This is a genomic window from Paractinoplanes rhizophilus (assembly GCF_042664765.1).
Classification (GTDB): Bacteria; Actinomycetota; Actinomycetes; order Mycobacteriales; family Micromonosporaceae; genus Actinoplanes; species Actinoplanes rhizophilus.
In genome coordinates, this window is the sequence record NZ_JBHTBJ010000010.1 from 74,285 (window position 1) to 90,176 (window position 15,892).

Consider the following 15,892-nt stretch of genomic DNA (forward strand, 5'->3'; position numbering starts at 1 on the left):
ACGTGCACAGACCACCACGTCCGAACGACACCCGTGCTACCTGGCGAGGGCCCGGCGGAGGTCCTTCATCAACAGCAGCAGGTGCATCGGGTCCGTGGGGCTCGGCTCGAACTTGGCCAGGCGCAGGTAGAAGTCTCGGGCGGCGTCGGTTTCGCAGTGGATGAGCACGGCCCGGACACCGATGACCTCGGCGGCGGCGGCAATCCGCCGCAGCGCGTCGACTACCAGGGCACGTCCGAGGGCGGCACCCTGGGCGCTGCGGTCGACGCCGAGCCGGGTCAGGATCACCACGGGCTGGTGGTAACGGCCGGCGCCCTGCCGTAGTCGCGGAGAGGCGTCAGCCGGGGCGACGCTGCCTGCCGCGAGCGCGTAGTAACCGACAACGCGGCGATCCGGGTGATCGGAGTCGCCGACGACGTACACGCGGGACAGCCCGGCCCGGTGTGCCTGCAGGGCATGCTCGGTCAGCCAGACGGACTGGGCCGGCGAGCCGCAGTCGAAGCCGCTCACCACATGCGCAGCCGACAACGGCTCGACCGGAGAGAAACGCGAACTCACCGCCGAGCCTCGCCCAAGTCGTCGAGGACCGTCGGCGTGCTCAGCAGTTCCCGCAAACCGGCGATGTCGCAAGCCGAGCGGTCCAGAGCCTCGTCGAACACCTGCCACGCGTCCTCGTCCAGCAGGAACGCCCGCCGGTCAGCCAGCACATCAGCAGCCGCGTCGGTAGCCGCCTTCAACACGAACGTCGACACACTCGCACCAGCGGCCAGACTGGCCGCCTCCAGCAACGCCTTCTGCTCGGCATCCACCCGCAGATGCAGCCGCTCCGCCTTCGCACTCATCACCCAAGTGTACGCACAACGTACGCCAGCACGAAGGGCTGGACCGAGGCTGGTCCAAATTTGCTCTACATAATCAAGAACGGCCCGGCCGATGGCCGGGCCGCGCGCACGCGCTACAGGCCTACGGCCCCGCGCGCACGCCGTCCGCACCGAACCACTGACCCCGAACTCGGACAGTGGGGGACGGCGCCATACCACCCGGCTGATCGGCGAAACGACCCTCCGCCCGGGATGTCGCGTCGCTGTGCGGCCACAGCAGTCGGGCGGTCCGGTTCGGGCACCAGCCCAATATATCGATCAGTGCTGATATGTATCCGAGACTGACGGCAACCTTGACGGCAACCCAGGAGAACACCCACGCACGCGAGGGCCCAGCGAGGCCAGCCGATAGCGGAGCGTAGTGGCTGCTTCAAATCGGCGCAGGCATAACCAACGCTCGCCGCCTACGATCGGATCACCCACTGACGGACGATTTCCATTACCTGGTCTAGCTCCTGCCGAGAATCAATCTGCCGATGTTCAGAGCGGACCTCAGAAGTTGCGACGTCGATGAGATCAAATTCGGACTGCCCGTCTTCCCAGAGAACAATTTGACTCATCATTTCCGAGCTTTCCAGTATCCATCGAATAGAGCGGGGATTCCGATCTCCTGGTGATTCCTCGATTTCGGAACTGGCACCCAGACTTGTCGGAACATGCTCCGGGCGAGTGATCCAACCACGGAAAGCTTCCAGCAGCTCAGAGCCCCTTAGCATCCGGCACCTCCGCCCAGCGTAATGTTCTTCGCCGCCGGCAGCTCAAGCGGCGCACCACCCTTGCTAACCGCCAGTCGCGAGAAGACAGTGCTGGAGTCTGACATCTTGAAGTCGCCCGGACGACCACCTGGAATCAGCGACGACCGGGGAACATCAAACTCTGCATACACGGATCCTGGACGCGCGGACCTGTACGCCTCTGGATCAGCTGGATGCACCACGTAGGTGAGGCCGCCACCCCCACGCTGCACCATTCCTGTCCTCACCATCGCATCATATTCGGCCTGCGACATCCACCGACCGACTCGGGCAACGTCGTCGCCGCCATCGTTGTGGACGAGCACGGGCGTGTTGCCGGCGAGCACATAGTACGTATGCAGGTCGTCGATGGTCAGGTTGTATGCGGGGGCCATGCGGTGGGTGGTGACACTGAAGCCGTCCACGTGAGCTGGCGCGCCGGTCGGGGTCAGTAGGACGTCGCCCTTTTCGAGGTCGTCGGCGCGCTCCCAGCGGCCGTCGGTTTCGTCCCAGAACGGGTGGTCCTCAGTTGTCGTCAATGGCTTGCCGTCGATGGTCAGGGTGTAGAGGTCGTCGTCGTGGACCCAAACCGTCTGTACCTTCCGGATCCCCTTCTGGCCGGTCTCCGGGTCAGCGGCCTGGACCTCGTCGCCCTCCTTGACGTCCTTGAACGTCTTGGTGGTGCCGTCGGCCATCAGGACCTGCGTGTCGGCTGAGAAGCTCTTCCGGCCGCCGGCCGCGAACGCTCGGCTCTGGCACGCCGGCAGACCCGATATCGCCTCCCCGATCATGCCGATCGCCGCGAGGCCCGTCTTCCAGGCCGGCGTTCCGTGGGCCTCCGTCTCCGCGTGCACGGCTGCCTCGGCGGCCCCGTTGCTGAGCATCAGGTAGGCCGGCATGGAGCAGTTCTCGGAAAGCTTGACGCCGTCGCCGCAGGCGTTGACGATCGCCATCAGGTACTGGAAGTCGGCCAGTGTCTGGCCGCCGTTGCCTTGGCTCAGTGAGGCGATCTGGGCGTTGTAGGCGTTGATGAACGCCTGGATGTTGGTGACCTGGTACTGGTCCAGGCAGAGCACGTCGGTAACGCAGACATGGGCGATTTTTTGCTTGTCCGCACCCAGCGTTTCGACGACGGTGATGTCGCCCTTGGCGTTGCCCTTTCTGGCGCTGCCACTGCCACCGTGACCATGCCGCTCACCCGGCTGGACACTCTTGCCGGTGCCCTCCAGAGGCGTGCCGAACTGGTTGTCAAGCTCCGGGTCCTGGGCTCGGAGTCCGCTCGGGTCCGACAGCGTGGTCGGGTTGTTGCCAGCGTAGGCGTAACCGTTCCATTGTTGGGGATCGGCCAGGTCCTGAACCGGGTCGACCGAGATGAACCGGCCGATCCCCGCGTCGTACTCCCGGACGCCCAGATGGGTCAGGCCAGTGTTGTCGAGGGTGCCGCCGACGAAACCACGGTTGTTCGGCCAGGCGATGGCGGAGGTGCCGCGGGACGCGCCGAACGGGGTCTGCCGGCGGATCGTGGAGCTCTGGGTGTCGCGTTCGATGGCAACCGTGGCGGTGCCCTGATGATCGCTGGAGAGCCACGTCACGCCGGCGGCGGTGCGGGACGCTATCGTGGAACCGCCGAACGTGTAGTAGCGAGTGCAGGTGGTCGCGCCTGTGGCGGTGGTGTAGCGGACATCCTGACCGGGCAGGAACAGGATCGTCCCCGCGGAGTCGCGGCTGACCAGCCGGTTGCCGTCGGCGTCGTAGATGTAGCTGGTGGTCCCGCTGCTGTCTGTGCTGCTGGCGAGATGACCCTCCGGGTCCCACGTCAAGGTGCCGTTGCCGGACGCGGTCGGCCGGGTCAGCGTGTTGCCGGTGTTGTCGTACGTGTAGCCGGCCGTGACGCTGGAGGAGCCAGTCGTGACTGTGGTGCCGCTCAGCGCGTGCGGACGGCTGGACCCGGTGGCCGGGTAGTTGTACGTGGTAGTGGTATTTAGGTCAACCGAGGTGGTCGCGTGGTCGACTTGGCTGCGCCGGTTGCCGGTCACGTCGTAGGCCCACGACTGCCAGTACGGCGCCGGGCCGCCGAGCCCCGCCGTGCTGGGCGCGGTGTTGCAGTTGCTGGTGGCAGGCGTCCATGCCTGGGTCAGCCGGCGCAGGTAGTCGTACTGGAAACACTGGTTGTCGCCGGTGGCCGCGTCGGACGATCGGGTGACGTTGCCCGCGTTGTCGTACGAGTAGCTGGTGTTGGTGACCGTGTAGGGGGCGACCGAGTCGCGGTCGGTGCGGGTGCTGGTGAGCCGACCGGTCTCGAGCTCGTAACCGAAGGTCTGGTAGACCCGCTTACCCAGGTCGTCGTACAGGCCGGGGTAGAGCATCAGTTCGCTGATGCGGCCAAGCGCGTCGTAGGTGGTGCGGGCGGCGTAGCTGATCGCTCGACCGCCGAACCCGCTGGTCGAGTTCGTCGGCAGCCCGGTCGTCGTGTCGTAGTGGTAAGACACCGATTCGAGGGGCAGGTCACCAGCTGCCGGATACGTCGTGAAGTCGAGACTGCCGTCCACGTTGTAGCCGACGTTGACGGCGTATGTACCGCCAAGTCCGGTCTCCGTGGACGGGATCTCGTACGCCTCGACGATGGGCCGGTAGGCGTCGTCGTATGCCTCGATCCGGCGGGTGTAGTTGGTGACGCCGACGTACCGGATGGATTTGTCGAGTTGCCCCTTGGCGAGGTTGTCGTAGAACCAGCGGGCCCGGGTGCCGACCCCGGTCTGGAAGACGGCGGTGCGGCGGTCGAGGTTGTCGTAGCCGTACTGGAGTTTGATGCCGCGGGCGTCCACGGTGGAGGTGACCCGGCCGGCGGCGTCGTAGGTGCTGGTGGTGGTGCCCTTGTCCGGGTCGGCCGCGGTCAGTTGCCGGCCGCGCAGGTCGTAGGTGTAGTCCCAGTGGTTGCCGGCCGCGTCGGTGACCCGGGTCAGCTGGCTCTTGCGGTTGAAGGTGTATGTGGTGGTGTCGTAGGCGCCGGTGGGTGTCGCGGCGTGGTACTGGCGTACGGCGGTCGTTCGGCCGAGCGCGTCGGTGAGCGTGGAGGACGCGGTGCCACCGGACGGCGGCGTCACGTCGACCCGGTCCCCGCCGTACGCAGTGGTGGTCCGCCATCGTTCGGTGGTGTACGGCTGGAAGATCGAGGCTGTGATCCGGCCGGCGCCGTCGTACACGGTGCTTGTCTGGTTGGGTACGTCCTGCCGGTCGGTGGCGGTGGACAGGGTGGTGCTCGCCGCCCCGCTGGCGTAGTAGGAGCCGTGCTCACGAACCTGCCGCCCGGCGGAGTCGTAGAAGATGTCGGTGAGCAGCCGCCCACCCGACGGCGACGGGGACTGGGTCTGCCGTGGCCGCAGCAGCCCGTCGTAGAGGGCGTAGCTGGTCAGGTAGTTGCCGGCCGCGTTCAGGGTGTTCGTGCCGACCGCGCTGGGCGCAGTATTGCTGACCAGGTAGCTGAAGGTGCTGCTGGCGGTCTGGGTGGCCTTGTCCCGGCCAGGCTGCCAGACCGCGGTCAGCCGGCCCAGCCCGTCGTAGGTGACCTCGGTCGTCTTGCCGTTGGGGTCGACCACCTTGGTGGGCACACCCCATGCCGGGTTGATCGTAGTGGTGGTCGTGTGGCCGAGGGCGTTGGTCAGCACGGTCTGGGTGACCAGCCCACCGCCGGCCGAGGTGTAAGCGATAGTGCTCTGGTGGTTCAGTGCGTCCCAGGCGCTGGTGATCCGCCCGCCGCTGTCGTACGCGGCGCGGCTGACCTGCTCGTAGGTCGGGCTGCCGGCGTTCCACGCCTTGGCCTGCTCGGTGCGTGTCACCAGCCCGCGGGTGGGCGCCGTGCCGTAGATGGTGGCGCCGTCGAAGTACGTCCGGGTGTCGGAGACAACGTCGTCGTCGGTGAGCTCGGTCAGGTCGTCGGCCGAGGCGCACGGCACGGCCAGGGTCAGGGCGCGGTGGGCCGCCGTCATCACCCAGGCGGTGGTGTTGCGCGGCTCGTAAGTGGTCATGGTGCAGGTCTCGTCGCCGGTGACGGCGTCGTCGCCGGCGTCGTCGACCGCCACCGTCATGCCGTAGGCGTCGAATGTGTTGCGTACGGAGTGGACGCGTTCACCGCGCCCGCCGTCCAGCACGGTCCGGTCGTGGCTGGCCACCGCCGCGGTGAAGCGGGCCTGGACGGTGTCACCGTTGATCGTGCGGCTGGCGGTGGCGTCCGACTGCCACGGCTCCGTGACCTGGCGGGAAACGACGGCCCCGTCGGGTCCGTTGTAGACGGTCGACTCACGCGCCATGCCGGCGTACGCGTCCTCGTCGTTGACCGTCGGCACGCCGGTTCCGGTCACCGTCACCGTACGGGTACCCGAGGCAGCCTTGTCGCCGTGCATCCCCCGGAAGTACTTCGTCTCGGTGTACGACTGCTCGCCGGCGTCGCCGACGGTCACCCCCACCCGGGAGTAGCCGCGCCACACCGACCAGGTCTTGTCCTTCGCCTCGATCAGCCCGTCGTCGTCGGTGTAGTGCCACGCCGGGGCGCCGATGTAGCTGTACTTGTACACCACCCGGGGGCTGCCCTTCGGCGTCACTCCCCCGGTGTTGTCGGCCTCGTAGACGGTGGTGACGACGTACTTGTGGAAATAGTCGATGACCGGATCCTGGTAGCCCTCCGGCGTCCACCGCACCGGATAGCAGCGCTTGGTGTTCGACGCCGGCGAGGTCGGAACATTCGTCTGCGCCACACATTCCGGATCGGAGTAGAGCACGCTCACCGTCCCGCCGGACTCGTACCGGATCTGCGAGATCCGCCACCAGTTCATCGCCGCGGCGAAGTCGATGGTGTCCACCCGGTTGTTCATCTGCACCCCGGAGAACTCGACGTCCGGCACGCTCTCCGACCCGCCGGCCAGACCGGTGTGCGACAGCTTCGACAACCACAACCCTGCCCGGGTGCCGTCGCCCGGATCAGGGAAGGTGTGCGTCAGCGTCCACCGGTCCACGCTGTCGTACGACGACCCGTTCCAGACCTTCGTGGTCACCGTCGACAACCGTGTGGTCGACCAGAACGACGGGCTGTACGTCTCGCACGTCGACCCGGTGCACTCCTGATCCCACGGCGTGTCCGGCCAGTGCGCTTCGTCATGGGTCGAGCACTCCGACAGGCACCGGTCGGCCACCCCGAAGTCCACCCGGGCCGGCGCGCTCGCGGCGAACCGGCTGTCCATCCCAGCGTCGCGGCGGGTGCCGTACTCGATGTGGTCCAGATGCCCGTCCCGGATGTAGCTGACCACGTTCGAAGAGGTCAGGTTCCGGCCGTACTTGTTGGTGTCGGTCGAGTACCAGTACGAGGCGGAATTGCCGTTCACGTCAACGACGTAGTCCAGGTTCCAACGCCACGCCTGGGTGCAGCTGGAATCGGCGAACGCCGTCGCGTGGCACGGCTCGTGCGCGTTGTTGCCGTACACCGGCAGCGTCCAGGTCGACTTCGTGACCGGGTCGCCGGAGCTCCAGCCGGGCAGCCGCTGCGCACCGAACCAGAACTGCGTGCCGTCGGTGATGGTGACCACCCAGTACTCGCCGTCATCGTCGCCGTTGCTCGCGCCGGTCTTGCGCTCGATCCGGGAACCGTCGTCGGCGCGCAGATGCCACCGATCCTCGGACGAGTTGTAGATCAGCTCACCGGAGTGCCCGGCCAGCGACAGCGTGGCATTGTCGGTTGCCCAGCACATGTCGCCGGTCTTGGTGGTGTTGTTCGCGTCGCCGCCCATGTCGTCCTGGCACTGCTCGTACCGGCGCTCGATGAAACCGCCCACGCTGGTGTCGAAACCCTCGCCCGCCCACGACGGCTGGTTGTTCGACGCCGCTTGGCGGCCGTCGACCGACTGCGCCGAGTACGAGAGGTTCAACGCGGGGACCGGGGAGCCCGCCGCCGGCGGCACCCGCATCGGATAGGACCACGAGAAGTCCCCCGAACTGCCGCCGGCCGACCAGATCGACGACGGCTGCAACGAGGTCGCCGCGAAGCTGCCCGCCTCGCCCGAGGTCCCCGCGCTCAGAGCGACGAGTGCCGGCGCCGAGGCCGCCGAGGTGCTGCTGGCCGCACTGCCGGGCAGGCTGACGGTGGCGGTCACGCTGCCGGCCTTCGGGTCGTTGCGCGACGGCAGCGGTGTGCCCGCACACTCCCGCCGCTCCGGCGTCGTCAACGCGCATTCCGGCAGGGCCACCAGCCGCAGCCGCGACGCCCAGTCCCCGCCGTACGCCGTCCGGAAGGTGCCGTAGTCCACCGACAGATCGACCGCGGCGGCATGCGGATCCCGATCGGCGCGGTCCACCTGTAACAACACCCCGCGGACCCCAGCCCGTGCGGTCGCCGCCCGATCCAGCACCCGAACCCCGACCTTCGCCGGCGCCACCGCGGCGGCCCGCGCAGCCGCCCGCTTCCCGGCCACCCGGACCGTGCCTGGCTGCGCAACCCGCACCGGAAGCCCCGGCGCCCGCGCGGCCTGACTCGCCGGCCCAGGCACCGCCACCTCGGCCGCGCCCGCCGCCGGCCACACCGGCGCCGGCTTCTTCGTGCCGTCCGGCATCGCGGCCTGCTTCACCGCCACCGGGTCGACCTTGCTGACCGCCACGGCCGGCATCTTCTTCGCCGTCGGCGGGGTGAACGGCTTCGGCCGGTCCGCCCAGGCGGGCGCCTGCAGCAGGCTACTGAGGACCGCCGCCGCGGTAGCGACAGCGATCAGCCGGCGGGCACGGCCCGTCCGGCGCCGGCGGATCGGCGGCGGGATGAGGGCAAGGGGGTCCTTCACCAGGTGCCTCCATGGAGCGGGAGCGAGCGCGGAAACGGGCCGGGAGGTGGGGTGGTCACTGCGGTGGGTCGAAGCGCAGGCCGAGGCCAGGCCGCAGGACCGGCTGGCGGTAGGTGTATTGCAGGGCCCAGGTGCCGTCGGCGTTCTCGATGCCGATGGTGGCGCCGCCGCCCTTGGTCAGGAACGTGCCGTCGACGGTGGGGTAGGCGAACGAGTAGCCGCCGGCTTCGTCGAAGATGACCTGGAAGGTGGTGCGGGTGGTCGGGTCCTCGTAGGACGAGACGTTGCGCCACTCGACGACGTACTGCCGGTTGGGTGCCGTTCCCCGGGTGGCGGTGCGGACGCTCGCGTTGCTGTCGACCACCCAGTCGTGCCAGAACGGATAGACGGCGGCGTTGGGTTCCTCCGGGTTGCGCGGCGACGGGATCGGCCAGGCGTCGGAGTTGGGGGTGCCGGGATCCTCGAAGGTGACCAGGCCGTTGCTGTCCACATAGCCCGTGCTGTAGGTCTGGCCGTAGAGGGTGACCGGGAACGGGAGGGTGACGGGAGCGTAGTCCTCGTCGCCGGTGATCGGCAGCGCCGTGCCGCCGGCCGGTGTGTAGGTCACCGGTTGTTCGGTCAACCGGTAGCCGGCGCCGGCGGGCGTGGTGACCCCGGCGAAGTCGGCGGCGGCGACCGTGCCGGTGCCGACCGTGACGTCGTCGACCGTGGAACCGGTGCAGGTGCCGGCGCGGGTGGCGATGACCGCGTACGTTCCGGCCGGCACGTTGTCGATCCGGTACGTGCCGTCCGCGCCGGTGGTGACGGTCTGCCCGGCCGCGGCCACCGTCGCCCCGCCGACCGTGGTGCCCTGGCACGAGACCGTGCCGGCGATGCTGCCCGCGCCTGGCGGACTGGGTGTGAACGTCACACCCTTGCCGGTCTGCAGCAGTTGCTCGTTGTAGAGGTACTGGAAGCCGATCGTGCCGCTGCCGTTCTCGATGCCGACCGTGGCGGAGGACCCCTGTGCCTGCGGGCTGGTGGACGGGATCGACCCATAAGCGAAGGTGATCGAGCCGTCCTCGCCGAGGATGGTCTCGAAGGTGGCCCGGGTGGCGGTGTCACCGGAGCGGTAGACGTTGCGCCACTCGACGACCCACTTGCGGTTCGGTGCTGTGCCGGTCGTCGCGGTCGCGATGTGCGAGCTGCTGTCGAGCGCCCAGTCATACCACTGGGGGTAGACCGCGGCGTCCGGCTGGCCCTCGGCGCCCGGCGTGGGCAGCTCGTTGTTTACCGGGCCTATCCAGCCGAAGAACAGCGGGTCCTTGAACGCGAGCACCCCGTTGGCGTTGATCCAGGCCGAGGTGTACTGCTCGCCGTACAGCTTGATCGGGAACGGCGGGTTCTTCTGCCAGGTCACCTCGTCGCCGGTCCAGTCTTCGGTGACCGTGCCCGGGATGAACGTCGTGGTGCCGGCGGTGCAGGTGTAGCCGAACTCGTCGCCCGCGGTCATCACCGACAGGTCCACGTCCATCGTGCTGCCGGGGAAGTTCACGACCTGCTTGGCGTACCGGCCCGGGCAACTACTGGTCCCCGTGGCCACCTGCACGGTGTATTCACCGATCGGCACCCCGGTGAACGAATAGTTGCCGGCCGCGTCGGTGACCGTGCTCCGGCCACCCGGGTTCAACGTCACGGTCAGCCCGGCCGCCGCGCTGCCGGTCACCGCCACCGAAGCGGTGCCGCTGACCGTCCCGGCCGCGTGCGGGGTGAACGTGATCGTCCCGTTCGAGTTGACCCGCGCCTCCTGGAAGGAGAACAGCGTGGCCACCGTGCCGGAGGCGTTCTCGATACCGATCGTCGCCGCCGCGCCCTGCTGCAGCGCGGTGCTCAGGGTGCCGTAGTTGAACGCGACCTCCCCGGTCGTCTCGGTGAACACCACCTCGAACGTGATCCGGTCCGGGCCGCTCGGCCGGAACTTCGCGTTGCGCCACTCGATCACATACTTGCGGTTCGGCGCGGTACCAACCGTGCTGGTCCGCACGCTCGCCGACGCGTCGATCTCCAGGTCGTCCCAGAACGGGGCGACCACCGCGTTCGGCGCGGCCGCGGTCGGCATCGCCGGGTTGACGTACGAGTTCGTGCCCAGGTTCGTGTCGAAGGTGACAAAGCCGTTCGTGCTGACCGTCGCCGAGGTGTAGCTGCGGCCGTGGAACGGGAAGCTGAACGGCAAGCTCACCCCGGTCGTGGCGTCGTCACCGGTCAATGCCAGCACGGTGCCCGCCGACGTGAAGCTGCCGGACACCTGCTGGCAGACGTAGCCCATGCCGCTGTAGTCGAGGCCCCGCTGCAGATCCCGGACCGTGTCCGCCGTCAGGTCGACTATCTCCTGCGCCACTTGCGGGCACTTCTGGTTCTGCGCCGAATAGACGGTGTACGTGTCCGCGACCAGCCCGTCGAACCGGTACGAGCCGTCGGACGCCGTAGTGGTCGACAACCCGCCCGGGTCCAGCGTCACCTTCGCGCCGGAGATACCCGTGCCCGACATGCTCAGCACCTTGCCGGACAGCGAGTGCAGGTCCAGCGCGCCGACACCCTCGGGGTGGTCGAACACGACCGCCTGCCCGTCGGCCAGCGCCGGGGTGTTGCGTGAGTACGTCAGGCCGTCCCCGGCGTCCGGCGCGGCGATGCCGACCGCGGCCGCGGCGCCCTTCTCGGCGTCCGAGTCGAGCCCGGTGTAGTTGGTGGTCACCGTGCCGTCCGCGGCCAGCACCGCCGTGAACGAGACGCGCTGCGAGGTGTTCGCCTTGCGCTGCACGTTGCGCCATTCGATGGCGAACGTCGCACTGCTCCCGCTGCCGGTGGCGGACGTGCGGACACTGGCCGAGGAGTCGACCACCAGGTCGTCCCAGAACGGCGCGACCATCGCGGTCGGGTTGACGGCCGACGGCAGCGAGCCTCCGTCGTACGGATGCGAGCCGCTCGGATCGGTGAACGAGACGATGCCGTTGGTGTCCACCCACGCCGTCCGGTACGCCTGCCCGTAGAACGGGAACGCGAACGGCAGCGCCACCGTGGCGACCGCGTTGTCACCGGTCAACGCGACCACGCTCTGATCGGCCGGGCTGAACGCCTGCGCCCGCGTGTCACAGGTGTAGCCGAGCCCGTCAGCGACCGGCATGAGCAGCAGATCGAGGGAGCCGTTCCCGCCGATCGGCACGTCCTCGGCGACCGCCCGCAGGCCACAGGACCCGCCGTAGGTGGCGGTGACCGTGTACGTGCCGGCCGAGAACCCGGTCAGCAGGTACGTCCCGTCAGCGCCCACGGTCGCGGACGCCCCACCCGGATCCAGCCGGACCACGGCTCCGGGCAGCGGGTTGAACTCGCCGTCGATGACGAAGCCGGTTAGCGTCGCCGGCTGGACCACACTCAGCTGGACCGTGCCGATCTCGGACGAGACCCGACCGGCCGTGTCCACCGCGACCGCGTAGACCGTGATCGCACCGGCGGTGGCCGTGTTCAATGTGATGGTGACCGCGCCACCGGCCGCGGACGGAGTCGCCGTCAGGTTCAGCGCTTTGGTGTTGAAGCTGTACTTGTACGACACGACGTTCGTGTCACCGCCGGAGCCGATCACCACGTTCGCGGCCGTGCCGACCGTGACCGAATCGCCGCCGGGCAGCGTCACCGTGGGCGTCTCCGGTGCGGCCAGCTCGGCGAGCTTCGAGGCGGCCGGGACGAAACTGTAGAACCTGACGTCGTCCACCGCCCCGTTGAGGAACCCGTCGTCCACACCGTTCCACCGCCGTTTGCCCACCGCGAACCCGGCGGTCGCGTTGAAACCGCCGCTCAGCGTGGCGGTGGCGGTCTGCGCGGCGCCGTCGACATAAAGCGTCAGCTTCTTGGTGCCCGCATCGTATGTACCGACCAGCAGCGTCCATTTCCCGGCCGTCGGCGCCGCGTTGGACAGCACCGAATACACCGCCGGGTTGTCGGCGTCCGCACCGGCCATCATGAACCGCCACCGGTTGTCGGCCGGCGAGTAGCCGAGCGTGTAGGCGCTGGTGTGGCTGCCGAAGGCGGACACCGCCGTGGGCTGTCCGGAACCGCCGGTGGCGGCGAGCCGGACCCGGGCGGTGACCGCGAAGCTGGCGTCCGTGCGCACCGGCGTGGCGACGCCGGTGGTCGGGTGCGGAGCCGTGAGCGCGCCGGTCAGAGTGGCGGCACCGGTCGAGCCGTCGAGGGTCAGTGCCGAACCCGCACCGCCACGCCCGGTGGTCCGGGTCGCCCCGGAGGTCAGGGTGAGCGAGTTGGCGTGTCCGGAGTCGTCCGCAGTGGTCGTGCCGGCGTCGTCGAACGACCACCGGGCGGCCGGGCCGGTGCCCGCCTGCACCGTGAACGAGTACGTCAGCGGCGACGCCGAGTACCAGCCCGCCTTGTCCTTGGCCCACACCCGCATCGTGTAGACACCGTCACGCAACGGCACGTACGGCACGGTCACGCTCTGCCCGGCGCTCGCATTGACCTGGGTAGCTGCGGACGCCTGCAACCCCTGGTCCAGCGTCCACGCGTACCCAGCCAGGTCGGCCGCACCGCCGGACGGCGGCGCGAAGGTGAATTGCCCGGACAGGCCGACGCCACCGCTCGGCGTGCCGGCCGGATAGTCCGCCGAAGTGACCGAGGACGGAGCCGGTGGCGCGCTCACATCGACGGTGAACTCACACGTCGCCGAGAAGCCGCCGGTGGCGTGTGCGTCGTTGGTGCGGGCCTGCCACACGTACGTCTTGCCGTCGGTCAGTTTCCCGGCCGGGATCGCCTTGGCGACCAGGGTCTTGTTGCCGGCCGACTGGGACACCTTGTTCGACTCGCTGCGCGAGCTGCCCGACTGCCACCAATAGAACGAGGTGGTCAGGCCCTGGTCGTTGTCCGGGTCGGTCTGCCTGGCCGCCAGCGTCGGGGTCAGGGTGCGCACGTACGGCCGGGACGAGCCGGTCGCGCAACCCTTGGCGTCGGAGTTGCGCTCGGAGGGGGCCGCCGGCGCCGTGTTGTACGTGATCGCCAGCTTCGGCGACTTGTGGTTGAACCGCTTCCACTGGTTCTTCGTGCCCTCGTCGATCGCCCGCAGCCCGAGGGTCAGCGAGGTCCAGTTGCTCGCCGCCGCGTGGGCCACCATCGCGGTCGTGTTGAACTCGATCGTGCCCGTGCCGGCGCAGCCGTGGATCGCACCGACCTTACGGTTGGCGGCCGTCTGCGCGGTGTACGAGCCGTACCAGGTCGGCTGGTTGTTCCACGTCACGCTCGACGAGATACCGCTGGTCATCCACACCTTGGCGTTCGACTTCGGGCTGCACGTCCAGGAGTGCCGCTGCTCGATGCGGAACGTCGCCGAGAGGATCTGCTTGGACCGCACTTTGCTGACGTCCATCGAGAAGAACGACCGGATGATGTAGTCCGAGCACCCCGAGCAGTCTTCGGTACGACCCGCGCCGGCCGATCCGTACGTCGAGCCATTGTTGAGCGCCGACGCGTTCTTCCAGAACGAGCTGGTCTTGTATTTGCTCCACACGGTCGTCCAAGCACCGCCGGCTACCTGCCCGCTGACCGCCGGGTCGAGGTAGACCGGGAACTTGGTGGCCGGGTCGGCGAGCAGCTTCGCGTCGGGGCGCAAGGTGAGGATGTTCTTGCTGAACGTCATCGGCATCACCGCGCGCTTGGCGGTCGCGGCCACCGTGGCGGTCCGCCCGGACGGCTTGGCCGGCTTCGCCCCGGCCGCCTCGGACTGGTTCACCGCCGGCTTTTTCGCCGCCGGTCCGGCGGGTTTCTGCTGGTCGGGCTCGGCCGGCGGGGTGCCGCTCTCGGCGGCATCCTGCACCGAGGCGTCCCACATCAGCGGCGCGGGCGCGGTGAACACCGACTTGCCGTGCTTGTCCCGGGCCACCAAGCCGCCCTGCGGGGTGGCCCGGACCTGCACGCCCTTGGTGGTCAGGCCGAACTTCAGGGTGCTCAGACGGGGATTCGCGGCGGCCTCGCGGTCACGCACGATCAGCAGCTCGCTGAAGCCGAGCGAGTCGGCGGTCACCTGCAGGTCCACGTGCGGCAGCACGTCCGGGTAGAGCGCGATGTTCCCGCGCAGCACCGGCTTCGGCAGCGTGTCCGGCCAGGAGAAACTGATCTCATTCGACCCGTCGCGCAACCGGGCCAGCGGACCGTCGCCGCCGCCGGAGAGCGTCATCGGGAGCGCCGCAGCCCGCGGCGCTACACCGTCCGCGGTCTTCGCCAGCGTCGTGTCGATCGGCATCCAGGTGGAGCCGTGCTTGACCCGGACCGGCTCGATCGACTCCTCGACCGTATGGGTCCCGTCCGGGTTCACGAACGTCTGCGCCACCTCCGACCGCTCCGCCAGGATCTCCACCCGCTTGCCACAGGTCCGCGTCATCGCCGCCGCGGCCGCTTCGGTGGCCTGCTCCGCGACGCAGGCGGGCTTCGCGGACGGCGCCGCGGCGGCGGTCGCGGCCGGAAAACCCACCAATGTGGACAGAACGAGCAACGGAGCGGTGAGCCAGATGATCGATCGGGATCGGCGAAGAGATGGCGAAATGCGGCGGCCGGCAGGCATCAGACTTCCCCCATGAGATGACCATCCGTGATGATCACATCACAGTCGATCAAACGTCTGATGTCAATATGGACGATCATCGAATGCGTGCACCCATGCACCATCCGACCGCACCCGAGCACATCCCGTAGACCCGGTCACCGGTGGGCCGTAGCGAACGTTGACGATCATGAAATCCCTGCTCAGAAGACCGCTGTCGAAGTCCTGGAGCGTTGGCGGCGACCGACCCGGGCCACGTCGACCGACTTTGACGCATGACGCGCTTACCTGCATGCGGCCACCTATCCAGGGGTGATTCCGCGGGTATTGCACCGGTTCGGGCGTCTCGGTGTGGCTCGCTGTTACGAGCACCTAAACCAGGTTCGTGCCGCCACGCGATGCGCAGCCGAAGGCAAGCAAGCCCCAGAGGACCCAACCGCCCACCACCCGCCCACCGCAACCACTCGCACCGACCACGCAAAGCGCAGCCGAAGGCAAGCAAGCCCCAGAGGACCCAACCGCCCACCACCCGCCCACCGCAACCACTCGCACCGACCACGCAAAGCGCAGCCGAAGGCAAGCAAGCCCCGGAGGACCCAACCGCACCACCCACCCACCGCAACCGCTCGCACCGTGGGGGGTTCGGGGGGCTCGGCCCCCCCGGCAGACATGCGAAGAGGCCCCCGGTCCGCGCTTTCCGCGGACAGAGGGCCCCTAGGACTCGTAGCGGGGACAGGATTTGAACCTGCGACCTCTGGGTTATGAGCCCAGCGAGCTACCGAGCTGCTCCACCCCGCGTCGGCTCGTTAACACTAGCGCAACCCGGCGGCCGCCTGCAAAACGGCGCCGGGTTGCGCGCGTCACCTCAGCCCGCCGGGCGTCGCC

At 68.7% G+C, this 15,892-nt stretch carries 5 protein-coding genes and 1 tRNA gene; all 6 read right to left on the minus strand.

Features of this window, described 5'->3' with window-relative positions; all coding sequences use genetic code 11:
* Positions 1 to 36 precede the first annotated feature (36 nt).
* Entirely contained in the window at positions 37 to 558 is a 522-nt protein-coding gene (locus tag ACFQS1_RS16320; protein ID WP_378968796.1) for an N-acetyltransferase, read from the minus strand.
* Complete coding sequence (locus tag ACFQS1_RS16325; protein ID WP_378968799.1) at positions 555 to 842, minus strand: type II toxin-antitoxin system TacA family antitoxin; 288 nt, start codon at positions 840 to 842, stop codon at positions 555 to 557. The genes ACFQS1_RS16320 and ACFQS1_RS16325 overlap by 4 nt, the downstream gene beginning before the upstream one ends.
* 443 nt (positions 843 to 1,285) lie before the next feature.
* Entirely contained in the window at positions 1,286 to 1,597 is a 312-nt protein-coding gene (locus ACFQS1_RS40655; protein WP_465263208.1) for an immunity protein TriTu family protein, read from the minus strand.
* On the minus strand, positions 1,591 to 8,433 hold the full coding sequence (locus ACFQS1_RS16330; protein WP_378968801.1) for a TreTu family toxin: 6,843 nt from the start codon (positions 8,431 to 8,433) through the stop codon (positions 1,591 to 1,593). The genes ACFQS1_RS40655 and ACFQS1_RS16330 overlap by 7 nt, the downstream gene beginning before the upstream one ends.
* Before the next feature lie 55 nt (positions 8,434 to 8,488).
* The gene (locus ACFQS1_RS16335; RefSeq protein WP_378968802.1) at positions 8,489 to 14,938 is read right to left on the minus strand and encodes a carboxypeptidase regulatory-like domain-containing protein; all 6,450 of its coding nucleotides are present in this window, start codon (positions 14,936 to 14,938) and stop codon (positions 8,489 to 8,491) included.
* A gap of 793 nt (positions 14,939 to 15,731) precedes the next feature.
* A tRNA-Met gene (locus ACFQS1_RS16340) sits at positions 15,732 to 15,805 on the minus strand.
* Between the last annotated feature and the right edge of the window lie 87 nt (positions 15,806 to 15,892).